At 64.6% G+C, this 22,372-nt stretch carries 17 protein-coding genes, 3 pseudogenes and 1 riboswitch; of the genes and pseudogenes, 5 read left to right on the forward strand and 15 right to left on the reverse strand.

Annotated elements, in window-relative coordinates; translation table 11 throughout:
* Positions 1 to 132: 132 nt before the first annotated feature.
* The 6 genes from gcvPB to IPK59_17710 form a co-directional block, all read right to left on the reverse strand.
* Positions 133 to 1,647, reverse strand: coding sequence for an aminomethyl-transferring glycine dehydrogenase subunit GcvPB (gcvPB, locus tag IPK59_17685; GenBank protein MBK8160518.1), 1,515 nt, complete (start codon positions 1,645 to 1,647; stop codon positions 133 to 135).
* Positions 1,644 to 2,990: an aminomethyl-transferring glycine dehydrogenase subunit GcvPA gene (gene gcvPA / locus IPK59_17690; GenBank protein ID MBK8160519.1), complete on the reverse strand. Its 1,347-nt coding sequence runs from the start codon at positions 2,988 to 2,990 to the stop codon at positions 1,644 to 1,646. Before gcvPA ends, gcvPB begins: the two co-directional genes overlap by 4 nt.
* Before the next feature lies 1 nt (position 2,991).
* Positions 2,992 to 3,369, reverse strand: coding sequence for a glycine cleavage system protein GcvH (gcvH, locus tag IPK59_17695; protein MBK8160520.1), 378 nt, complete (start codon positions 3,367 to 3,369; stop codon positions 2,992 to 2,994).
* Positions 3,370 to 3,447: 78 nt separating this feature from the next.
* Positions 3,448 to 4,590 carry a glycine cleavage system aminomethyltransferase GcvT gene (gcvT, locus tag IPK59_17700; GenBank protein ID MBK8160521.1) on the reverse strand — a complete coding sequence of 381 codons (1,143 nt, stop codon included), beginning with the start codon at positions 4,588 to 4,590 and terminating at the stop codon, positions 3,448 to 3,450.
* Positions 4,591 to 4,802: 212 nt separating this feature from the next.
* A riboswitch (glycine riboswitch) is annotated at positions 4,803 to 4,924 on the reverse strand.
* A gap of 236 nt (positions 4,925 to 5,160) precedes the next feature.
* Complete coding sequence (locus IPK59_17705; GenBank protein ID MBK8160522.1) at positions 5,161 to 5,721, reverse strand: hypothetical protein; 561 nt, start codon at positions 5,719 to 5,721, stop codon at positions 5,161 to 5,163.
* 30 nt (positions 5,722 to 5,751) lie between these two features.
* On the reverse strand, positions 5,752 to 5,991 hold the full coding sequence (locus tag IPK59_17710) for a CDGSH iron-sulfur domain-containing protein (GenBank protein ID MBK8160523.1): 240 nt from the start codon (positions 5,989 to 5,991) through the stop codon (positions 5,752 to 5,754).
* A 246-nt stretch (positions 5,992 to 6,237) separates the two neighbouring features.
* Here IPK59_17710 and ispH point away from each other — a divergent pair.
* From ispH to IPK59_17730, 4 genes and pseudogenes are all read left to right on the forward strand, one after another.
* Positions 6,238 to 7,182, forward strand: a pseudogene (ispH, locus tag IPK59_17715) (4-hydroxy-3-methylbut-2-enyl diphosphate reductase).
* An 18-nt stretch (positions 7,183 to 7,200) separates the two neighbouring features.
* Positions 7,201 to 8,161 (forward strand): annotated as a pseudogene (locus tag IPK59_17720) (homoserine kinase).
* Positions 8,158 to 8,607: a ribonuclease HI gene (rnhA, locus tag IPK59_17725; protein MBK8160524.1), complete on the forward strand. Its 450-nt coding sequence runs from the start codon at positions 8,158 to 8,160 to the stop codon at positions 8,605 to 8,607. Before IPK59_17720 ends, rnhA begins: the two are co-directional and overlap by 4 nt.
* 16 nt (positions 8,608 to 8,623) lie before the next feature.
* A pseudogene (locus tag IPK59_17730) lies at positions 8,624 to 9,183 on the forward strand (cysteine hydrolase).
* Here IPK59_17730 and recQ read toward each other — a convergent pair.
* The 3 genes from recQ to IPK59_17745 all read right to left on the reverse strand — a co-directional run bounded on the left by recQ (position 9,180) and on the right by IPK59_17745 (position 13,699).
* Positions 9,180 to 11,027, reverse strand: coding sequence for a DNA helicase RecQ (gene recQ, locus IPK59_17735; protein ID MBK8160525.1), 1,848 nt, complete (start codon positions 11,025 to 11,027; stop codon positions 9,180 to 9,182). The pseudogene IPK59_17730 and the gene recQ sit on opposite strands and share 4 nt — an antisense overlap.
* Positions 11,028 to 11,115: 88 nt before the next feature.
* Positions 11,116 to 11,598, reverse strand: coding sequence for a peroxiredoxin (locus IPK59_17740; protein MBK8160526.1), 483 nt, complete (start codon positions 11,596 to 11,598; stop codon positions 11,116 to 11,118).
* 157 nt (positions 11,599 to 11,755) lie between these two features.
* The gene (locus IPK59_17745; protein ID MBK8160527.1) at positions 11,756 to 13,699 is read right to left on the reverse strand and encodes a thioredoxin family protein; all 1,944 of its coding nucleotides are present in this window, start codon (positions 13,697 to 13,699) and stop codon (positions 11,756 to 11,758) included.
* A gap of 143 nt (positions 13,700 to 13,842) precedes the next feature.
* On the opposite strand from IPK59_17745, the gene IPK59_17750 reads away from it, so the two are divergent.
* Positions 13,843 to 14,418, forward strand: a complete 576-nt coding sequence (locus IPK59_17750) for a YqgE/AlgH family protein (GenBank protein MBK8160528.1) — start codon at positions 13,843 to 13,845, stop codon at positions 14,416 to 14,418.
* A gap of 130 nt (positions 14,419 to 14,548) precedes the next feature.
* Here IPK59_17750 and IPK59_17755 read toward each other — a convergent pair whose 3' ends face one another.
* The 6 genes from IPK59_17755 to IPK59_17780 all read right to left on the reverse strand — a co-directional run.
* Positions 14,549 to 15,187, reverse strand: a complete 639-nt coding sequence (locus IPK59_17755; GenBank protein ID MBK8160529.1) for a GNAT family N-acetyltransferase — start codon at positions 15,185 to 15,187, stop codon at positions 14,549 to 14,551.
* A 63-nt stretch (positions 15,188 to 15,250) separates the two neighbouring features.
* Positions 15,251 to 16,456: an insulinase family protein gene (locus IPK59_17760; GenBank protein ID MBK8160530.1), complete on the reverse strand. Its 1,206-nt coding sequence runs from the start codon at positions 16,454 to 16,456 to the stop codon at positions 15,251 to 15,253.
* A 98-nt stretch (positions 16,457 to 16,554) separates the two neighbouring features.
* Positions 16,555 to 17,970, reverse strand: a complete 1,416-nt coding sequence (locus IPK59_17765) for a threonine synthase (protein MBK8160531.1) — start codon at positions 17,968 to 17,970, stop codon at positions 16,555 to 16,557.
* A 146-nt stretch (positions 17,971 to 18,116) separates the two neighbouring features.
* Entirely contained in the window at positions 18,117 to 20,207 is a 2,091-nt protein-coding gene (locus IPK59_17770) for a PAS domain-containing protein (GenBank protein ID MBK8160532.1), read from the reverse strand.
* A 171-nt stretch (positions 20,208 to 20,378) separates the two neighbouring features.
* The gene (locus IPK59_17775) at positions 20,379 to 21,875 is read right to left on the reverse strand and encodes a carboxypeptidase M32 (GenBank protein MBK8160533.1); all 1,497 of its coding nucleotides are present in this window, start codon (positions 21,873 to 21,875) and stop codon (positions 20,379 to 20,381) included.
* On the reverse strand, positions 21,872 to 22,372 hold a 501-nt coding region (locus IPK59_17780; GenBank protein ID MBK8160534.1), incomplete at its 5' end, for an SURF1 family protein. The genes IPK59_17775 and IPK59_17780, both read right to left, overlap by 4 nt.

Here is a 22,372-nt window from a genome sequence, read left to right on the forward strand (position 1 = left end):
AATAGGTCTTTGCCAAAAGGCCCCTCACCCCGACCCTCTCCCCGCAAGCGGGGCGAGGGAGTCTCTGGCAAGTTCGGTCTAAAGCCCCTCGCCCCATGAAATGGGGAGAGGGGTTGGGGTGAGGGGTGTTTCCTACTCCGCCGCCTTCTTCGTTTCCTCAGGTTTCCAGCGCAGGACCGGCTGGCGCGCGGCCAGCGTCTCATCCAACCGCCGGCGCGGCGTGTGATAGGGGGCGCCGTGGAAATAAGCGGCATCGCCACCTTTGGCGCGGCGGGCCAATCCCTGCACCACCTCGATATAGCGATCGAGGCCGATCTTGCTCTCCGTCTCGGTCGGCTCCATCAGCAGCGCGCCGTGGACCACCAGCGGGAAATACATGGTCATCGGGTGATAACCCTCGTCGATCATCGCCTTTGCGAAATCGAGCGTGGTGACGCCGGTCCCTTCCAGGAAATCGTCGTTGAACAGCGCCTCATGCATGCAGGTGCCGGGGAAGGCGGCCGTAAGATCGCTCTTGAGGCTTGCCTGCAGGTAATTGGCGTTCAAAACGGCATCGCCCGACACCTGGCGCAAGCCGTCGGCACCATGGCTGAGGATGTAGGAAAGTGCCCGGCTGAACATGCCCATCTGGCCATGGAAGCCCTTCAAGCGCCCGAACGCCTTGCCGCCATCATGCTCGACCAAGTCGAACCCATTCGCCCCATGCGTCACATAGGGGAGCGGCGCGTAAGGGGCCAGCGCTTCCGACAGCACCACCGGACCCGAACCCGGCCCACCGCCGCCATGGGGCGTTGAGAAGGTCTTGTGGAGGTTGATATGCATCGCATCGACGCCCAGATCGCCCGGCCGCACGCGACCCACGATGGCGTTGAAATTGGCGCCGTCGCAATAGAAATAGCCGCCGATGCCGTGGATCGCGTCGGCGATGTCGATGATGTCGTTCTCGAACAGCCCGCAGGTATTGGGGTTGGTGATCATCGTGCCCGCAACATCGGGGCCGAGCTTCGCCTTGAAGGCGGCGAGATCGACGCGACCGCGCGCATCGGCCGGCACCGGATCAACCTCATAGCCGATCGAGGCGGCGGTCGCGGGGTTGGTGCCATGGGCCGATTCCGGCACCAGGATGCGCTTTCTTGCATCGCCCTTGGCCAGATGGGCGGCGCGGATGGTGAGCATGCCGCAGAGCTCGCCATGGGCACCGGCCGCCGGTGACATGGCGACTGCCGGCATGCCGGTCAGGGTCTTCAGCCAATGCGCCAGCGTGTCGATCAGTTCCAAAGCGCCCTGCACGGTCGAGACCGGCTGCATCGGGTGAAGATCCGCAATGCCCGGCAACCGCGCGATCTTCTCATTGATGCGCGGGTTGTGCTTCATGGTGCACGATCCCAGCGGATAGACCGACATGTCGATCGCGTAGTTCTTCTGACTGAGTTTCGTGTAGTGCCGCACGACCTGGCTTTCCGCGAGGCCCGGCAGGCCGACCTTGGCCTTCCGCTTCATGCCGCCCAGGCGCTCCTTGTGCTTCGGCACATCGGGGAGATCGACGCCGGAACGGCCCGGCACATCCATCTCGAAGATCAACGGCTCTTCAAGCTGCAGGCCGCGATTGCCCGAGATGGTGTTGGTGAGGGGATTTGGTGTGGTCATTTCAGAACCTCTCTGAGGCCGGCTTCGAGCGCTGCCATCTCAGCCTCGGTGGTGAGTTCGGTGGCGGCGACGAGCAACAGCTTCTCAGCCTCTTTGTCTTTCACTAGGCGCGCCACCGGCACGCCGCCCAGGATGCGTTTCTTCGCCAGCGCCTCGACCACGCCGATGGCGGGTTTCGGCAATTCCAGCGTAAACTCGTTGAAGAAGCTCTCGTTCAACAGCTTCACGCCGGGGATGGCGGAAAGGCGATCGGCAAGATTGCTCGCCGTTGCATGGTTGAGCGTCGCCAGCTGGTTGAGGCCCGCCTCGCCCAGCAAGGTCATGTGGATGGTGAAGGCCAGCGCACAGAGGCCCGAATTGGTGCAGATGTTGCTGGTAGCCTTCTCCCGGCGGATATGCTGCTCGCGCGTGGAAAGGGTCAGCACCCAGCCGCGCCGCCCGTCGACGTCGACGGTCTGCCCGGTGACGCGGCCCGGCATCTGCCGCACGAACTTGTCACGCACGGCAAAGAGGCCGACATAGGGACCGCCGAAGCCCAGCGGGTTGCCGATCGACTGGCCTTCCGCCACCACGATGTCGGCGCCCATTTCGCCCGGCGGTGTGAGGAGGCCCAGAGACACGACTTCGGTCACCGCCACGATCAGCAGCGCGCCCGCGGCATGCACCGCCTCGGCCAGCTTGGTGAAATCGTGGATATGGCCGAAGAAGCTCGGATTCTGCACCACGACGCAGGAAACATCGGGCCCGAGATGCTTCGCGAGATCTTCGCGGCCCAGCGCATCCAGGGGTGCCGACACGGTCTCGAAGCCGGTATGGCGCCCATGGGTCTCTACCACCTCGCGGTAATGCGGATGAAGGCCGCCGGAGATCACCGCCTTCTTCCGGCGCGTGATGCGGTTGGCCATGGCGACTGCTTCGGTGGTCGCGGTGGCGCCGTCATACATCGAGGCGTTGGCGACATCCATGCCGGTCAGCAGCGCCACCTGGGTCTGGAACTCGAACAGGTATTGCAGCGTGCCCTGCGCCACTTCCGGCTGATAGGGCGTGTAGGAGGTGAGGAACTCGCCGCGCTGGATGAGATGATCGACCGCCGCCGGGATGTGATGGCGATATGCCCCGGCACCGAGGAAACTCGGCGCCGCATTGGTGCCGATATTCTTTGCAGCCATGGCGCCGATGACGCGCTCGACCTCCATCTCCGGCATGTGGTTGGAAAGACCGGCGATGGGTGCCTTTTGCAGCGCGCCGTTCGGCACGTCGGCATAAAGGCTCTCGACCGAACTGGCTCCGACCGTCGCCAGCATGGCTTTGCGGTCGGGCTCGGTCAGCGGCAGAAAGCGCATCTCAGTGCAACCCCTCGCAATAGGTCTTGTAGGCGGCTTCATCCATGAGGCTGTCGAGCTCGGCCTTGTTGGCAAGCTTCACCTTGGCGAACCAGCCCTTGCCGAGCGCGTCCTCGTTGACCGTGCCGGGCGCATCGCCCAGCGCCGTGTTGACCTCGACCACTTCGCCCGAGACCGGCGCATAGACTTCGCTCGCGGCCTTCACCGATTCCACCACCGCCAGTTCCTTGCCCTTCTCGACCTTCTTGCCGATCGCGGGCAGGTCGACGAACACCACATCGCCCAGCTGGTCCTGGGCATAGGGGCTGATGCCGATGGTGGCGATATCGCCGTCGACCTTCACCCATTCATGATCCTTGGCAAAGCGAATGCCGCTCATGGAACTCATCTCCTCAGTTTTGTTGTGGCGCTTCGACGGATCGTCGCGCCGTTCTCCGGTGAAACTGACCATCGCCGGTCAGCGTTGGTAACGATGCGGCACGAAGGGCATGGTGGCGACCTTGGCGGACAGCGCCTTGCCGCGCACCATGAGGTTGACCGCCGTGCCGACAGCAGCATGGGCGCTTTCGACATAGCCCATGGCGACCGGCGCCCCGAGGCTCGGCCCGAAGCCGCCCGAGGTGATCTCGCCGATGACCCGGCCGCTCAAATCGGTGATCTCGGTATGGGCGCGGGCCGGCGCCTTGCCCTCGGGCAGGATGCCGACGCGCTTCCGTGCCGGCCCCTCGGCCAATTGCCGCTGCACGATGCCGGCACCCGGGAAGCCACCTTCCTCGCGGCGGCGCTTCTGCATCGCCCAGACGAGGCTCGCCTCGACCGGGTTGGTCTTCTCGGTGATGTCATTGCCATAGAGGCAGAGCCCGGCTTCGAGACGCAGCGAATCGCGCGCACCGAGGCCAATCGGCTTCACCTCGGGTTCGGCGAGCAGCCGCCGCGCGAAGGCCTCGGCATCCTTGTTGGCGACCGAGATTTCGAACCCGTCCTCGCCGGTATAACCGGACCGCGTCGCGATCACCTCGAACCCGCCGGCCTGCAAGGCGGCGCCGGTCATGAATTTGAGCTGGCCGCTGTCGGGTGCCATGCGCGCGAAGACGGCGGCGGCCTTGGGTCCCTGCAGGGCCACGAGCGCGCGGTCCGCCAGCACCTCGATCTCGCAGCGCCCGTTGAGATTGGCTTTGAGATGCGCGATGTCGGCATCCTTGCAGCCGGCATTGACCACCATGAAGAGGTGATCGCTCTCGTCGCCTTTCCCCATGCGCGTCACCATCAGGTCATCGAGGATGCCCGCCTGGTTGTCGGTGAAGAAGCTGTAGCGCTGCTGGCCGGGTTTCAGGGCCTGAAAATCCGCCGGACACAGGCGCTCAAGCGCCGCCGCGGCCGCCGTGAATGTCTCCGCCTTGATGCGGATCTGGCCCATATGCGAGACATCGAACAGCCCGGCGCTGTCGCGCGTGTGCAAATGTTCGGTGAGGATGCCGGAAGGATACTGGACCGGCATGTCATAGCCCGCGAACGGCACCATCTTGGCGCCGAGCTCGACATGAAGGGCATGCAATTGGGTGACGAGAAGGGGCGCATCGGCCCCGCTAGGCGAACTCACGAAAAACCCTCCGACGCATGGCGACCGCGACCGGGAATTCCTCACAAGGAAAACCCGCGCGACCCCCCTCTGTCTTCGGGACCTGAGAGATTGGCCGTCGGCCCTGGCACGCGCTGGTGGCGTGCCAAACTAGGCTGGCGGTTTACTCCTTCGGTGGGATGAAGCCCCAATACGCCAGGCTCGGCTGTGGGGTCATCCGCTTTCCAGAGTTTTTCCCCGTGTCGGTCCTTTTGCCTGAGAGTTTCCGGGGGCGGTTGCTCCTTCGGCGCCTGCCCCTAGTCACCCCATTGAAAACACTGGGGCTAGGGGGTGAGGTCTCTCCCAACACGGGTTTTGTCGCGCGCAAGATGGGCCGCCGGGCGACTATCCGTCAAGCGGCATTTTTATGTGCATATGCGGCATATGCGGGGCCGGCAACCGGGCAAGGCTACCCCACATCGTCATGGTCCGCGCAGGCGGACCACCCACGAGTTACTTTCTTCGTGACGGATGCAAGTTCGTGGGTGGTCGGCCTGCGCCGACCATGACGAAAAGGGGAAAGGCCCGCCTCAGAATTGCGGGTTGCGGCGGTTATAGGCGAGTTCCTCTCTCGCTCACCGCGAGGCCGACATAGATGCGGTAGAAATCGCCGTTCTCGCCCTGCTTCAGAGGCACGAAGACATCGACCGAATCCTGGGTGACACCCTGGATCTTGGCGGCGGTGAAGGGAATCTCGACATCCAGCTCCTGGCTCGAGAGCTGGCTGCTGCCCGGGCCGGTGACGCGGATCCAGTAATTGAACTTGGCCGAGCTGTCCGGATTGTTCGGCCCGCGCGAGGCGGCGAATTCGACGCTGAGCTCGGTGCGGATCACGCGCTCGCCGGTATCCGTATTGGTCTGGTAGTAGCAGATCGACTTCGACCGCGCGATGCGCGCCTCGAACGAGGTGTCGGTGAGATCTTCGGTGGCGCCCGCAAAGCGCGTCATATAGGCGGCATCCTGCACAACCTTGACCATCGGGCAGGGGCGCGATTGCTGCGGGATGGGATCGGTGCAACCGGCAAGGGCCAGCAATGAGAGCGCGCCGGCCAGGGCGCAGAGTTGCTTCTGCCCGAATTTGGCCAACCCGAAATTGGTCGTCGTGATCATCATGATCCTTTCCGCGCGCGCCTTAAGCCGCACTCAAAGTTTCGAATGCGAACCGTCGCAGAGCGGCGATTTGTGAGTATGTTTGCAGCCGCAGAAGAACACGGCCTTGGCTTCGGTGGCGTCGAATTTCACGGGGCTGAAACCGGTCCCTTTATGCGACCCATCGCAGAAGGGCTGTTTCTTGCTTTGGCCGCAGGCGCACCAGAAATAGGATTTTCCAGCCTCGACCTCGACCTTGAACGGACCCTTTTGCGCGATCTGCGGATTCGTCATGACTGCCTCTGGCCCCCAGGCGACGGGTCCGGCTGTGGCCCTTGGGGCACCGCCGATTCCCGACCGCATTAACGCTGTGGCGACTTTAGTAGAGCGCCAGCGCTTCCAAGCCGCCCGGTACCCGCTAACCTGCGGTAAATCGATGGCATTATGAGGCGTTTGGCATTGCCTCGGGGGCTGAAAACCCTATATTCCAGACCATCGTATTTGGCCAAAATCGGCCATCCCGACCCCGATGAGCATCCGATGACCAAGAGCAAGCTGACCGTCTATCTGGCCGCCCCGCGCGGTTTTTGCGCAGGTGTCGACCGCGCCATCCAGATCGTCGAGCGGGCGCTCGAGCGCTACGGCGCCCCGGTCTATGTCCGCCACGAAATCGTCCACAATCGCCATGTGGTCGAAGCCCTGGAAAAGAAGGGCGCCGTCTTCGTCGAGGAGCTCGATGAAATTCCCGGCCAGTTCCCGGTGGTCTTTTCCGCCCATGGCGTCCCGAAGGCGATCCCGGCCGAGGCCGAGCGGCGCGAACTCATGTATCTCGACGCGACCTGCCCCCTGGTCTCCAAGGTGCACCGCTAGGCGGAAGGCCATCACGCCGCCGGCCAGCACATCATCCTCATCGGCCATGCCGGGCACCCGGAAGTGATCGGCACCATCGGCCAATTGCCGGAAGGTGCCGTCTCCCTGGTCGAGACCGCCGAGGATGCCGAGAAGATCGCCGTCAAGAATCCCCTGGCCCTGGCCTATATCACCCAGACGACGCTCTCGATCGACGACACCATCGGCATCATCTCGGTGCTGAAGCGCCGTTTCCCCAACATCCACGGGCCGCGCAAGGAAGACATCTGCTACGCCACCACCAACCGCCAGCAGGCGGTGAAGGCGATCGCCGAGAAATGCGATCTCATGCTGGTGATCGGCGCGCCCAATTCCTCGAACTCGCGGCGCCTCGTTGAAGTGGCGCTGGTCGCCGGCTGCGCCAACGCCTATCTCGTGCAGAAGGCGGCCGAGATCGACTGGGCCTGGTTCGACGGCATCGACACGGTCGGCATTACCGCCGGCGCCTCGGCGCCGGAAATCCTGGTCCAGGAAGTGGTGGGCGCCGTGCGCGACCGCTTCGACATCACCACGAACGAAGTGTCGGTCACCACTGAGACCACACATTTCAAACTGCCCCGCGCGCTGACGGCGTAATCAAACCGGATCTTCGACATGGCTGTTTACACCGAAGTGCCGGATGGCGACCTCGCTGCCTTCGTGAAGGCTTATGACATCGGCGACGTCGTCTCCTGCAAGGGCATCGCCGAGGGCGTCGAGAATTCCAACTTCCTCATGCGCACGACCCGGGGCAGCTACATCCTGACCCTCTATGAAAAGCGCGTGCACCGCGAGGACCTGCCTTTTTTCCTGGGGCTGATGGAGCATCTCGCGGCCAAGGGATTGAGCTGCCCAACGCCGATCAAGGCCCGGGACGGCCAGTCCTTGCGCGAACTCTGCGGCCGGCCCGCCGCCATCATCAGCTTCCTCGAAGGCATGTGGCCGCGCCGCCCCACGGAACGGCATTGCCAGCTGCTCGGCACCGCGATGGCGGAATTCCATATCAAGGGCCGCGACTTCGCGCTGAAGCGCCCGAACAACCTCTCATTGTCCGGTTGGCATACGCTGGTCACGAACACCAAGGACCGTGCCGACGAAGTCTCACCCGGTCTCTCGCAGGTGATCCAGGACGAACTGGCCTTCCTGGAGCAGCATTGGCCCAAGGATCTGGAGGTGGGTGTCATCCATGCCGATCTCTTCCCGGACAATGTCTTCTTCCTCGGCGACCGCCTCTCCGGCCTCATCGATTTTTACTTCGCCTGCACCGATTTCCTGACCTACGATCTCGCCATCTGCCTCAATGCCTGGTGCTTCGAGGTGAAGGGCGAGTTCAACATCACCAAGGCAAAGGCCATGGTCGACAGCTACACGAAGCTGCGGCCGTTGCCGGAGAAGGAACTGGCCGCCTCTGCCGATCCTCGCCCGGGGCGGTGCGCTGCGTTTCCTGCTGACGCGGCTTTATGACTGGCTCAACCATCCGCCGGGCGCCTTCGTGAGCCCCAAGGACCCGCTGGAATACCTGAAGAAGCTGCGCTTCCACCAGCAGGCCAGATCCGCCGCGGCCTACGGCCTATGACGACCCCACACGATCTGAAAACTGTCGACGTCTTCACCGACGGCGCCTGCAGCGGCAATCCCGGCCCCGGTGGCTGGGGCGCCATCCTACGCTATGGTGCGGTCGAGAAGGAATTGTCCGGCGGCGAGGCAGCCACCACCAACAACCGTATGGAATTGATGGCGGCGATCGCGGCGATCGAGGCCATGAAGTCGACCACCCATGTGCGCCTCCACACCGACAGCCAGTATGTGAAGAACGGCATCACCACCTGGATCCACAATTGGAAGCGCACCGGCTGGAAAACCTCGGACAAGAAGCCGGTCAAGAATGTCGATCTGTGGCAGCGCCCAGATGCCGCCGTGAAAAGCCACAAGATCGAATGGATCTGGGTTCGCGGCCATGACGGCCATGTCGAAAACGAACGCGCCGACGCGCTGGCACGGGCTGCCATTCCGGGGCGCTGATCAGGGAGACGCTGCCATGACCACGGCCTTGCTCATCATCGACGTACAAAAGGCGATCCTGGATGGAGCTGGCACACCGGCGCGCCAGCCGGTGCTGGACAAGGCGCTCGATGAGTTGTGCCTACGCCTGCAGAATGTCGAGGCGCGGGCACGCAAGGCCGGCGTGCCGGTCATCGTCGTGCAGCACAACGATGCCGGCGATCATCGCCTCGCCAAGGGCCAGCCCGGCTGGGAACTGCGCCCGGAAATAGCGCCGCTGCCAGGTGAGAAACTCGTTCACAAGACCGCCTGCGATTCCTTCTCTACGAGACCGATCTCGAAGAGCATCTCAAGGCCAAGGGCATCACCCATCTCGTGATCGGCGGCTGCATGACGCAATACTGCGTCGACACAACGACCCGCCGCGCGGTTTCGCTGGGCTATGACGTGACCCTGCTCGGCGACGGCCACATGACCGGCGACAGGGGTGCCCTCACCTACGACCAGATCATCGCTCACCACAACCTGCTCCTCGATGGTTTCGATGCGGGGAAGCATGCGGTCACGGTGAAGAAATCGGCAGAAATCGCGTTCTAGCGATACGCCGCCAGTACCTCGAGGAAATCCGAGCCGTAGCGCTTCATCTTGCGTTCGCCGATGCCGGGGATGGCGAGAAAGGCGGCGAGGTTCTCCGGCATGCGGTGGGCGATCTCCAGCAGCGTCGCATCGTGGAAGATCACATAAGGCGGCAGGTTCTGGGCCGTGGCGAGATCCCGCCGCCTGGCGCGCAACGCATCCCACAATTCCGGCGCCACATCGGCCCGTGCCAGGGCCGCGGCCGTGGTCGCTTCCGCCGTGCCGTTGCGGCGCAGCTTCTTGGCGCGGCCCATATTGACCGTGGCGCGGCGGAGCGTCAGCGTCTCTTCGCCTTTCAAAATGGGCCGCGCCGTCTCGCTCACCGCCAGCGTGTTGAACTGGTCACTCTGCACAATGAGATAGCCCAGCGACACCAACTGCCGCGCCAGCGACTTCCAGGCCTGCGCGTCAATGTCCCGGCCGATGCCGAAGACCGGCAACTGTTCGTGGCCGAAGCGCGTCACCTTCTCGGTCGCCTCCCCGCGCAGCACGTCGATGAGCTGCCCGACGCCGAAGCGCTGTCCCGTCCGCCAGCAGACCGACAGCAGCTTCTGTGCCGCGATGCTGGCATCCCAGGTCTCGCCGGGCTCCAGGCAGATATCGCAATTGCCGCAGGGCTGCGATTTTTCGCCGAGATAATCGAGGAGCGCCATGCGGCGGCAGGTGGTCGCCTCGCAGAAGCCCAGCAGCGCATCGAGCTTGCGCCGGCTCACTACCTTGCGCGCATCCGAGAGTTCCGATTCCTCGATCCGCCGCCGCAGCAGCACGACGTCCGACAGGCCGAAGGCCAGGAACGCATCGGCCGGCGCCCCGTCGCGGCCCGCGCGGCCGGTCTCCTGGTAATAGGCCTCGATGGTCGAGGGCAGGTCGAGATGTGCCACGAAGCGCACATCGGGCTTGTCGATCCCCATGCCGAAGGCGACGGTTGCCACCATCACGACCCCGTCCTCGCGCAGGAAACGCTGCTGGTTCCGGCGCCTCGCATCGGCATCCATGCCGGCATGATAGGGCAGCGCATTGACCTTGCGCTCCTGCAGCCAGGCGGCCGTCTCGTCGACCTTCTTCCTCGACTGGCAATAGACGATGCCGGCCGAACCCCGATGGTCGCGCTCGATGATCTCCAGCAATTGCCGCTTGGCATCGGTCCGCTCGACCACACGGTAGCGGATGTTCGGCCGGTCGAAGGAGTTGAGATAGATCTCGGCATCGTCAAGTGCCAGCCGCGTGCGGATCTCGGCCTGCGTCTCCTTGTCGGCGGTGGCGGTCAAGGCAATGCGCGGCACATTCGGGAATTGCTGGTGCAGGACCGAGAGCTGGATGTATTCCGGGCGGAAATCATGGCCCCATTGCGACACGCAATGTGCCTCGTCGATCGCAAACAGCGCCACCTTCAGCGTGTGCAGCAGTTCGAGGAATCGCGGCGTCATCAACCGCTCCGGCGCCACATAGAGGAGCTGCAGCGCGCCGTTGCGCAACTGAGCCTCGACCGCGCGCATCTCATCCAGCGTCTGGCTGGAATTCAGCACGTCGGCGGCGACACCCATCTGCTGCAGGGCCGCCACCTGGTCCTGCATAAGGGCTATGAGCGGCGAGACCACGATGCCCACACCCTCGCGAAGCATGGCCGGGATCTGGTAGCAGACCGATTTGCCGCCGCCGGTCGGCATCAAGACCAGAGCATCGCCGCCTGACACCACATGGTCGATGATGGCCGCCTGCTGGCCGCGGAACTTCTCATGGCCATAGACCCGGCGCAGGATTTCCAGAGCCGGAGGTTCGGAAAGCAGCGGCGAATCAGCCGTCATAAAAGGTTCCAATGGCGAGGCAAAGAAAGAGGGCGGCACCCCAGGAACGAATCCTGGGCTACCGCCCCGTGTTCGGCAAGCCTTAAGCTTAGAGAACCTTGAGCACTGCTTCGGCGCTGGAGACTTCGAAGGCGCCCGGCGCCTCGACGTTGAGGGCCTTTACGGTGCCATTGTCGACTACCATGGCATAGCGGCTGGCGCGCGTGCCCATGCCGTAACCCGTGCCGTCCATGGTGAGGCCGACCGCCTTCGAGAAATCGGCATTGCCGTCGGCCAGCATCAGCACCTTGTCGCCGACGTTCTGGTCCTTGCCCCAGGCGCCCATCACGAAGGCATCGTTGACCGAGAGGCAGGCGATGGCGTCGACGCCCTTGGCCTTCAGCGCCTCGTGCTGCGCCAGGAAGCCCGGCACGTGCTTGGCGGAGCAGGTCGGCGTGAAGGCGCCGGGCAGGGCGAACAGCGCGACCTTCTTGCCCTTGAAGATGTCGTCGGTGGAGAGGGTCTGCATGCCGTCCTTGTCCATGGTCTTCAACGAGACCGCGGGAATCTTGTCGCCAACTTTGATCGTCATGACTGAATCCTTCCTTGAGTTCCGACGCCCGCCGGAGAGCAGCGAGCCGTCTTCGCCTATGAATCCCCAAACGCCGTCGGGGGTCGGCAATAGGGCCTAGATATAGGCCCCCCTTGCCCCCCTTGCCAAGCGCCCAAAGCCATTCCTGGGGATACGGCTATTTTGCCTGTTTCAACGCGGTCATGACATCGTCACTGGACAGCAATTCCGGCAGCAGGATGCCGTCCGGGGCGCCAGGGCCATAGACCACGTTCATGGGAATACCGAATCGGCCGAAGCTCGCAAGATAGGCGCTGATGGCCGGGTCCGGCCGCGTCCAATCCGCCAGCATCGCCGCCGTCTCGGCCAGGGCCGACGCCACCGGTTCCTGGTTGATGACGAATTCCTTGTTGGCCTTGCAGGTGATGCACCATTCCGCCGTCACATCGACGAACACGACATGGCCCTGGGCGACCAGTTCCGGAATAGCCGCCGCGTCGAATTTCCGCCAGGCGGCCGCATCGTCGCGCGCGGCAAGTGTCACAAAACCCGTCTGCTGCAGCAGCACGAAGCCCAGCCACAATCCCGTGGCGGCAAGCGACAGGCCCAGCAGTCTTTTGAGCCCCAGCATCCAGCGGCCGGGGCGCGGCAGCAGGCTAATGAGGCGCGGCGCCGCGGCGATCGCGAGATAGGGAAGCGCCAGCCCCACGCCAAGCGTGAGGAAGATCGCCATGATCTCGATGGGTCCCCGCGCCAGCGCAAAGCCCACCGCCGTGCCGACAAACGGTGCCGAGCAGGGGGTGGCGAGGATCGTGGCGAGAATACCGCCCAGGAACGCGCCCAGCAGCGGCCGGCGTTTTTCCTCACGGTCGCTCAATGTCCCCACCGCGCCGGCAAAGGCCGGCACCGGAATCTGGAACCAGCCCCAGATATTGGCGGCCAGCACGAAGCACAACAGCGCCAGGGCACCGAGGAAGATCGGCTGCTGGAACTGGATGCCCCAGCCGATGCTTTGCCCGCCTTGCTTGATGCCGATGAGGATGGCGGCCAGCACCGCGAACGCAAAGACGATGCCCGCGGCGCTGGCGAGGAACCGCTGCCGGATCTGGCGCCGCGCCGCCCCCGCATGCTCCAGCACATGGCTGAGTTTGAGGAGCAGCACCGGCAGCACGCAGGGCATGATGTTGAGGATGAGCCCGCCCAGCAATGCCACCGCCAGCATCGGCCACAATTGCGGCGCCTCGCTCACGGCGACCGGCGCAGCCGTCACGGACTCGGCGAAGATCTCCGGCACCACATTCTGTTCCAGCGCGCGCTGCCCATCGAACAGGGTCAGCGTCAGCGCGGTGCTGGCGGGATCGGGTGCCGCCGGATCGCGCTCGATCGCCAGCGTGAAATCCGCCTGCCGCCCATCTTCGGAGACCATCACGCTGGGCTTGTTGAAATAGAGCCCGTCCGGCCCCTCGACCACCGCATCGGGGTTGACGAGCGGCGCGCCGTCGGACCTCAGGCTGATCCGGAGATCGCTGCCGGTCACGCGCACATCGCTCAACGTGAAGCGCGCCTTGGCACCCGCATCCGGCACCAGCGCCTGGTAGCGGCTGATGAGCGCCGCATCGCCCCCGACACCGGCCACACCCGCCGGCAGGTCGAGGCTCAGGTCATGCTCATAAGGAATGCAGATCTGCTCGCACACCAGATAACGCAGCTTCGCCTTGAGACTGACCGGCTGGCCCTGGGTCTGCGGCGTGATGCTGAGGGGGAACACCACCTCCTCGCCATAGCCGAAGGTCTGCAGGCCGAAGAGTTCGAAGCGGTGCGGCACCGGAAAGGCGAGGCTGGCCGCCGCCACATTGCTCGACCCGCTCGTCTCGATGGTGGGCGCAAAGCCCGCATCCCCGGGGCTGCGCCAATAGGTCTTCCAGCCGGATTTCAGCACCATATGAATGCCGAGCGGAATCTGGGTGAGATCGCCCACCGCCGTCACCGCCGAGACCAGCGAGACCTCGGTCTGCGGCGTGGTGGCACTCACCTCCGCGCGGGCAGGTAGGGTGCCGAGGCACAGCAGCATCAGCAGCGCCAGGAGGCCCAAATTGCGGCCGTGCTGTGACAGCTGTGACATGGGTCGCCGGATCGTGATGTGACGCAATGGATTCACTATTTGCCAACTTTCCTGGGCAATTATACCCTTGATGCTTACGAAAGGCGCTGCCGGCTTGTTTCTGGCCCGACGCGTCGAATTGCCGCTCGAACCGGATGGTTGAGATGAATAAAGGGCTTTTACATCAGGGCTTTATGACGGGGCAACTGCTCGTCGCGATGCCGCAGATGCGCGACGCCCGTTTTACCCGCACGGTGATCTATCTCTGCGCCCATACCAGCGACGGCGCCATGGGCCTGGTGCTCAACCGGCTGGTGGGGGCGCTGAGCTTCCCCGACCTTTTGAGCCAGCTCGGCATCGACTCGGTGCAGGATGCCGAACATATCCGCATCCGCTCCGGCGGCCCGGTCGAAACCGGCCGCGGTTTCGTGCTGCATTCGGCTGATTATCTCGAGGATGCCACCTTGAAGGTGGGCGAGGAGATCGGCCTCACCGCCACCCTCGACATCCTGCGCGACATCGCCGCCGGCGCTGGCCCCCGCCGCTCGGTCCTGGCCTTAGGGTATGCCGGCTGGGGTCCCGGTCAATTGGACGCCGAGATGCAGGCCAATGCCTGGCTCAACGTGCCGGCCGACGAGGAACTGATTTTCGACGACGACCTCAACGAAAAATGGGAACGCTGCATCGGCAAGCTCGGCGTCAACCTCAGCTCGTTATCAGGCGACATCGGCCACGCGTAAGCTAAATATTTCGTCATGGTCCGCCGTCGGCGAAGGCCGACATTCGTCGGCTGTGGCGGACCACCCACGAATTGCTTTCTTCAGTTGCCCACAAACTCGTGGGTCCTCCGCCTTCGCGGAGGATGACGATCTATGAGGTTGTCCCCCTCCCACCCAAATAATCCCCCGCCAGCAGCTGGTGGCAGATGTGATCGCGCCAGTCGCCGCCGATCTTGAGGTATCTGGGGGCAAGGCCCACCTCCTCGAAGCCGCAGCGGCGCAGCAGTTTTTTGCTCGGCAGGTTTTCCGGAATGCAGGCGGCGTCGATCCGGTGGAGGCCCAAACCCGGCCGCTCACCTAACTCCGGTGCGAAGACATAGGGCAGCAAGGCCGCGAGGGCGGCATGCATCAGGCCGCGTCCGGCATAGGGCTCGCCCATCCAATAGCCGAGCGTGCAGGCCTGGGCCGACAGCCTGCGCACCGCGTTGAGGTTGACGCCGCCCAGCAATTGTCCGCGCGGAATCTCGCCATGGCCGTCGGCGAAGATGTGGAATGAATAACCCTGGTCGCTGTTCCAGTCGCGCACCATGCGGCTGATGCGGGCGCGATAGGTGCCGCGCGTGAGCGCCCGTTCGCCCCAGAGCGGCTCCCACGGTTCCAGGAAGGCGCGGCTGCGGCCGCGCAGATCCGCCCAGACGGCATAGTCCGCCATCAGTGGCGGGCGCAGATAAACATGTCTTCCGGTCAGCACCGGCGGTCTTGGCCGATAGACCGGTTCGAACAGGAACATGGATTGCCCTCGTCGACCGCCCAATCATCGTTCAGCGCGGTCAAGGCCGGCGCTGGATCCCGCTCAAGCCTGCAGGCGGCCGCGCAAAGATGCAAGATCCATGACGTTGCCGACCGGCCCCATGGCGGTGAGGGTCGGTGCCGAGGCAAGCAAGCGCCTGGCCACACGGGCGAGATCCGCCGGCCCCACCGCATCCACCTTGGCGACGATCTCGGCCGGGGTGTAGACGCGGTCATGGACCAGCAATTGCGAGGCGATATGCTCGCAGCGCGCGCTGGTCTTCTCACGCGCCATCAGGATGCCGGCCTTCAACTGTGCGCTGGCGCGGCAGCGTTCTTCTTCCGAAATATCGTGCGGCAGCTTCAAGAGCTCGTCACACACGATCGGCAGCAATTCCTTGGCCTCCTCGGCACCGGTCCCGGCATAGATCCCGAACAGGCCCGCATCGTGCCAGGCACTCGCAAAACTATGGATGCCGTAGACGAGGCCGCGCTTCTCGCGCACTTCCTGGAACAGGCGCGACGACATGCCGCCGCCGAACAATTGCGACAGCACGGCACTCGCATAATAATCGGGATCGTGGATGCCGATCCCCTCGAAGCCCAGCAGGATATGCGCCTGCTCCAGCTCGCGCTCATAACGTGATTCACCGCCCTGGTAGCTGGCTGGCTCCAGTGCCGCCGCATTGCCGCGCGGCAGGCTGTCGAAGGCTTTCAAGGCAAGGTCGACCAGGCGGGCATGTTCCAGCTTGCCCGCCGCCGCCAGCACCATATTGCCGGGCCGATAGCGGCTGGTCTGGTAGCGCGCGATAGCCTCGGCCTTTAGGCCTTCGATAATCTCGGCGCGGCCCAGCACCGGGCAGCCCATGCTCTGGTCGGGAAAGGCCGCTTCTTGAAAGTAGTCGAACACGATGTCGTCCGGCGTGTCCTCGGCCTGGCCGATCTCCTGCAGGATGACTCCGCGCTCGCGCTCCAGCTCGCCTGCGTCATAGGTCGAATGCTGCAGGATGTCGGCGATGATATCGACCGCCAGCGGCAGATCATTGCTCAGGACCTTGGCGTAATAGGCGGTCTGTTCGCGCCCGGTATAGGCATTGAGGACGCCACCCACATTCTCGATCTCGACCGCGATGTCGCGGGCCGAGCGGCGCCTGGTGCCTTTGAAAGCCATGTGTTCGAGGAGATGCGAGACGCCGTTCTCGGCCGCCTCTTCATGGCGCGTGCCAATGCCGACCCAGACACCCAGTGAGATGGTCTCGACCGAGGCCATCGCATCGGTGACGATGCGGAAACCATTGTCGAGCGTGGTGATCCTGACGCTGTCGTCGCTGTTCTCGGGGGTAGGAATGTCCACGAAGTCTGACCTGCTTATCTGTTATGCCCAAGCCTGGTATGGGCCAGCACATAGTCTTGCACCTTCCCGAGGTCGTTGGGTAGCTCGGAGAGGCGTTCCTTGCGATCGAGGAGGTCGGCCAGATGCGCAGGCAGGGCCGGCCGGATGCCCGTGGCCTTCTCGACCGCGTCCGGGAACTTCGCCGGATGCGCGGTGGCGAGCGCAATGGTCGGTATTCCATCCGACTTCTTGCCCTTGCGCTCTGCCAGAGCCGCCACGATGCCGATCGCCGAATGCGGATCGACCAGCATGCCGGTCTTTTTGTGGATGTCGCGCATGGCGGCAAGCGTCTCGCGGTCGTCGAGGCGGTGCGCCTTGAACAGCCTGGCGGTCCTGGCCCAGCCCTTCTTCGGCGCCTCGAACTTCCCGCTCTTGCGGAAATCGCCCATGGCGGCACCCAGTTTCTCCCCCTTGCGATCGAACAGGTCGAACAGCAGCCGCTCGAGATTGCTCGAGACCTGGATGTCCATCGAGGGCGAGAGCGAAGGTGTCACCTTGCTCATCTTCATGGCACCCGTGGTGAAGAAGCGGGTGAGGATATCGTTGCGGTTCGAGCCCACGATGAGCTGGTTGATCGGCAATCCCATCGACCGCGCGGCGTAGCCCGCAAACACATTGCCGAAATTCCCCGACGGCACGGCGAAATTGACGGCCCGGCCCGGCGCGCCCAGCGCCAGGGCGCCGGTCACGTAATAGACGATCTGCGCCATGACGCGCGCCCAGTTGATCGAATTGACCGCCGCCATATTGACCCGGTCGCGGAAGGACGGGTCGTTGAACATCGCCTTCACCATGTCCTGGCAATCGTCGAACGAGCCGTCGATGGCGATGTTGTGGATGTTGTCGGCCTCGATCGTCGTCATCTGCCGGCGCTGCACTTCGGAGACGCGGCCCTTCGGGTGCAGGATGAAGATGTCGATCGCCGCCCGGTTCTTGCAGGCCTCGAGCGCTGCCGAGCCGGTATCGCCCGACGTCGCCCCCACCACCGTGATGCGCTCGCCGCGCGCCTTCAGCACCATGTCGTAAAGCTGCCCCAGCAATTGGAGCGCCACATCCTTGAAGGCCAGCGTCGGTCCATGGAACAGTTCCATCAGCCACAGGCTTTCATCGATCTCAACCAGCGGCGCCACCGCCTGGTGGCGGAAGCTGCCATAGGCGGCCTTGATCGCCTGGTCGAGCTGGGCTGGCTTCAGGCTGCTGCCGATGAAGGGCTTCATCACGGCGCTGGCGACCTCGGCATAGGGCTTCCCGGCCAGTTTCTGGAACTGCGCAGCGCTCATGCTCGGCCAGGTTTCCGGCACATAAAGGCCGCCGTCGCGGGCAAGACCGGTGAGCAGCGCGCCCTCGAAATTGAGCTTCGGGGCCTGGCCGCGGGTGCTGATATAGCGCAAGGGAAACCTCGTCTGGATCGGGAGCGGAACACGGGCCTCAAATTAGGCGGCAAGCCCGGTCCTGACAAGCAAAGCCGGGTGCCCTGGCCGGGCAGGGGCCTTGCGAAATTGTCATGCGCGCCCGTCCCCCACCGCAAACAGCGGCGTCAGCGGGTCGCCTGCAGGGCCGGGGCCTGGGCGATCGCCTGCAGGCGCTCTTCCGGCAGGTAGAGGGTGACGGTGGTTCCCTCACCCAGCACGCTCTCGATGGTGACGCTGCCGCCATGCATCTGCGCCAGCTTCTGCGAAATGGCGAGGCCCAATCCGGTCCCCTCGCGCTTGTGGCGGAAATCGGCGCCCGAGCCCTGGAAGAACGGCTCGAAGATGCGCGCCAGCGTCTCCGGCCCCATGCCGATGCCCTGGTCGCTGACCGCGATGACGATCCCTGCACCCGGACTGAGGCGCACCCGCACCCGCACCACACCCTGTGGCCTGCTGAACTTCACGGCATTGGAAATGAGGTTGATGAGGATCTGGCGGATGCTGCGCTGGTCGGCATGGATGCCGACACCGGTCACCGGATTGTCGACCTCGATCGTGACCGCGAATTTTGCTGCCTCCCGGTCGTTGAGCCGGACCGAGGCGTTGATCAGCGGCGCAAGCTCGCCCAGTTCCTCGTTGAGCTCGAAGCGTCCGGCCTCGATCTTCGACATGTCGAGAATGTCGTTGATGAGGGTGAGGAGGTGCTGGCCCGAGGCGGCGATATCCTCGATATACTCGCGCTGCTTCGCGGTGAGCGGGCCGAAGGCTTCGGCGTTCAGCACCTCGGCAAAGCCGATGATCGAGTTCATCGGCGTTCTGAGCTCGTGGCTCATCGAGGCGAGGAAGCTCGATTTGGCGCGGTTGGCCTGTTCGGCATTGTTGCGCGCTTCCTGCAATTCATGCTCGCGCTCGGCCAGCGCGATCTCGCGGCTTTTCAGGACCGTGACGTCGGTCATCATGCCGCGGAGTTCCAGCGAGCCGTCGGATTTGCGGTCGATGCGGAACAGGTCGCGGATCCAGATCGTCGAGCCGTCGCGGTGAATGAGGCGGTATTCCCACTCGTAATCCTGCTCCAGGCTGAGGTCGCGCGCGGTGATCTGCTCCATGCGCTTGCGGTCCTGCGGCGCCATGAAGCTGAACCAGGCCTTGGGCTTGCTCCACTCGGCGACCGAATAGCCGGTCATCGCCTCGATTCGGTCGCTGATATAGCTGTAGGTGATGAATTCCGGCCCGGGCATCGCATAGGGCGAGACCTTGGTGTTGTCGATGAGGATGCGCAGGCGCGATTCATTGGCGGCGATGCGGTCCTGTTGCCGGTCATGCTCGGCCCGTGCGATGGCGACCGCCACCAGCCCCAGCTGGCACGCCAGCACGAACAGGACGAGCGCGGCATGGTCGTGCGCCGGGGCGATATGCTGGAACAGCGTGACGCCCTGGCTGGCCCCGCTCATCATGATGAAGGCGAAGATCATGGCGGCATAGCTCGCCCCCCGCCGGCCATAACGGGTGAGGGCATAGAAGGCGAGCGGCAAAGCGAGGAGCGAGAAGAACACCAGCGGGCCGATCCAGCTCGCGGGTGGCGCCAGGGTCAGCCACAACAGCAGCAGGGCGGCGCCCCCGACCCAGGCCAGTTCCGCGCGGTGCGGTCGGCGGCCCTGGGACTGGGTCGTCCAGACCAGCATGAAGGGGCAGGCTGCCAGCAGGGCGACACCATTGCCGGCCAGCATCACGGCGAAGGCGGGCAGCAGCTGCCCGGCGGCGACGGCACCGGTCAGCAGGGCGACGAGCAGGCTGGCGGCGGCGAGTGCCGCCGGCCCGATGACGCCCGCCACCAGCGCCAATTGCCACAGATCGGCCTGCTGGCGCAGGCGGAGGTCGACCGGCGCCCGGCGCCAGAGCATGAGATAGACGAGGGCCGCCCCGGCAGTATCGCCCAGGGCGGCGAGCAGGGCCGCCGGCAGCGAGGCCTGCAGCAGGAGCTGGGCAAGAAGGGCCACGGCGAACAGGGCCGGCAGGGCGCGCCAGCCGAGCAGCAGCAGGGGGCCGAGCAGGAAGGCGGGCGCTGCCCACAACACCGGCACCAGGCCCGGCCAGCAGGCGGCGACGTCATAGCCAATGCGATAGGCAAAGACAGCACTGACCAACGCCAGCAGCACCACATAGGGGCGCTGGGTCGGATCAATCGTCTGCCAGGATCTGCCGCCGCTTTTCTTCATCCAATCCCGATCCACGCTGAGGTCCCAATCCCGAATTGGGGCCATGCTGCCAATGCCGGCCGGACGACTCAAGCGATTAAGTGTTTTCGTCATCACCTTACAGATGTAGGTGTGCGCCGGCTGGGCCAATCGGGCGATTTTCCCGGATTCAGGGGCCGGAAAGGGGGTTTTTCAGGCCTGGCCCAGATAACGCCGCTCGAGATGCCGGCGGAAGATACCGGCATCGAGGGGCTGGCCGGTCGCCGCCTTGACGATCTCCGGCGTGGTGCGGCTGGAGCCCCGCTCATGGACATGCTGGCGCAGCCAGCCGATCAGCGGGCTGAAATCGCCCTGTTCGATGGCGCCGGGGATTTCGGGCACATCGCGCAAGGCGGCATCGAAGAACTGGGCGGCACTCATGGCACCCAGGCTGTAGCAGGGGAAATAGCCAAAGGCGCCGTCGAACCAGTGAATATCCTGCAGGCACCCCTCGCGGTCATTGGTGACGGTGAGGCCGAGCAGTTCCTTCATGCCGGCATTCCACGCCTCGGGCAGGTCCTTCAGCTGAAGATCGCCGCTGATCAGCGCCTGTTCCAGCCGGTAGCGTAGGATGACATGGGCGGGATAGGTCACCTCATCGGCCGAGACGCGGATGAAGCCGGGCTCGACCCGGGTATAGAAGCGGGCAAGGTTGCCGGGCTCGAAGGCGGCCTCATTGCCGGGATAGACCTCATTGAGAATGGGTGAGAGGAACCGGCAGAAGGCAGGGCTGCGCGCCGCCTGCATCTCGACGATGAGCGACTGGCTCTCGTGGAGTGCCATGCCGCGCGCCTGGCCCACGGGCTGGCGGCGCCATGCCTTGGGCAGGCCGCGCTCATACATGGCATGGCCCGTCTCATGCACCACACCCATCAGCGCATCGGCGAACTGGTCCTCGTTATAGCGAGTGGTGATGCGCACATCGTCGGGGGTCCCGCCGCAGAACGGGTGCAGCGACGTATCCAGCCGGCCATGGTTGAAGTCGAACCCGATGGCGGCCATCAGCCGCTCGCCCAGCGCCTTCTGCGAGGCGATGCTGAACGGCCCTTTGGGCACAATGGCCGGCCCCTGCTGCTTCTGCCGCTCCAGCACTTGTCCCAGGAATTCCGGCAGGAACGCCGCGTAATCGTCGAACACCGGCGTGATGTCGGCGGCCCGTGCGCCGGGCTCATATTCATCCATCAACGCGTCATAGGGGCTGAGGCCGAGCTTCGCGGCCTTGGCCTGCGCACTTTCGCGGGTGAGGTCGAGCAGCGCCTGGAGCTGTGGCAGCACCAGGGCGAAATCGCCCTTGGGCCGCGCCGCGCGCCAGGTCTTTTCGCAGGCGGCCCGCGCCCGTGTGATGGCCTCGACCAAATCCGGCCGCAAGGCGGTGGCATGGCCGTGGATGCGCTTCATTTCATGAAGGTTGGCGCGCTGCCATTCGTCGAGCCCCGCCTCGCCGGCAAGCTCCAGCAGGTCGGCCATCTCGGGGGCCGTCAGCATCTCATGGCCGATGACGTTGAGAGTTGCCAATTGCTCGGCGCGCGACTCATGCCCGCCCTCGGGCATCACCGCCGCCATGTCCCAATGCAGCATGCCGGTGGCCTCGCTGATGGCCCCCATGCGCGCAAAGCGCTGTTCCAGCTGGCGATAGGCGTTCGAACTCATGCGGCCTGATCCTCTTCCGGCGCGGTGGTGGCGGGCGTTGCAGCGGGCTGCAGGTGGAACATCAAATAGATGACGATGAGGGCGATCGCGAGCGCTCCCCAGGTGACGGCATAGGTCAAATGATCGTTGGGCAGGTTGATGCGCGTCTGCCCGCCGATGGGAAAGCCGCCCGGCACATCGCTCTTCACCGCGTCGAGATAGACGTCCTCGCGCAAGGGCAGGCCGCTTGCCACCGCCATCTCGGCCGGCGACAGATAATACCAGACATTCTTCACCGGCTCGTTGGCCGGCTGGAACCAGCTCTGGCGCTGCGGCTGGCGGATGATGCCCTCGACCGTCACCTCGCCGCCGACCTGGCCTTCCACGCGCTGCTGCGGTTCCTTGCGCTCGGTGGGGACCCAGCCGCGATTGACCAGGATGGCGCTCCCCGCATCTTCGACCAGCAGCGGCGTCACGATCCAATAGCCGGGATTGCCGTTCTGCGAACGCGCCGCCAC

The organism is Rhodospirillaceae bacterium, assembly GCA_016712715.1.
In the GTDB taxonomy this organism is placed as follows: domain Bacteria; phylum Pseudomonadota; class Alphaproteobacteria; order Dongiales; family Dongiaceae; genus Dongia.

What these genes read in the sequence shown, in the direction of transcription:
- recQ (MBK8160525.1), bottom strand. Translation starts at nt 11,027, where the DNA reads ATGACGGCTGATTCGCCGCTGCTTTCCGAACCTCCGGCTCTGGAAATC.
- gcvH (MBK8160520.1), bottom strand. Translation starts at nt 3,369, where the DNA reads ATGAGCGGCATTCGCTTTGCCAAGGATCATGAATGGGTGAAGGTCGAC.
- rnhA (MBK8160524.1), top strand. Translation starts at nt 8,158, where the DNA reads ATGACGACCCCACACGATCTGAAAACTGTCGACGTCTTCACCGACGGC.
- IPK59_17770 (MBK8160532.1), bottom strand. Translation starts at nt 20,207, where the DNA reads ATGAAGAAAAGCGGCGGCAGATCCTGGCAGACGATTGATCCGACCCAG.
- gcvPA (MBK8160519.1), bottom strand. Translation starts at nt 2,990, where the DNA reads ATGCGCTTTCTGCCGCTGACCGAGCCCGACCGCAAAGCCATGCTGGCG.
- IPK59_17750 (MBK8160528.1), top strand. Translation starts at nt 13,843, where the DNA reads ATGAATAAAGGGCTTTTACATCAGGGCTTTATGACGGGGCAACTGCTC.
- IPK59_17760 (MBK8160530.1), bottom strand. Translation starts at nt 16,456, where the DNA reads ATGGCCTCGGTCGAGACCATCTCACTGGGTGTCTGGGTCGGCATTGGC.
- IPK59_17710 (MBK8160523.1), bottom strand. Translation starts at nt 5,991, where the DNA reads ATGACGAATCCGCAGATCGCGCAAAAGGGTCCGTTCAAGGTCGAGGTC.
- IPK59_17705 (MBK8160522.1), bottom strand. Translation starts at nt 5,721, where the DNA reads ATGATGATCACGACGACCAATTTCGGGTTGGCCAAATTCGGGCAGAAG.
- gcvPB (MBK8160518.1), bottom strand. Translation starts at nt 1,647, where the DNA reads ATGACCACACCAAATCCCCTCACCAACACCATCTCGGGCAATCGCGGC.
- IPK59_17775 (MBK8160533.1), bottom strand. Translation starts at nt 21,875, where the DNA reads ATGAGTTCGAACGCCTATCGCCAGCTGGAACAGCGCTTTGCGCGCATG.
- IPK59_17745 (MBK8160527.1), bottom strand. Translation starts at nt 13,699, where the DNA reads ATGTCACAGCTGTCACAGCACGGCCGCAATTTGGGCCTCCTGGCGCTG.
- IPK59_17740 (MBK8160526.1), bottom strand. Translation starts at nt 11,598, where the DNA reads ATGACGATCAAAGTTGGCGACAAGATTCCCGCGGTCTCGTTGAAGACC.
- IPK59_17755 (MBK8160529.1), bottom strand. Translation starts at nt 15,187, where the DNA reads ATGTTCCTGTTCGAACCGGTCTATCGGCCAAGACCGCCGGTGCTGACC.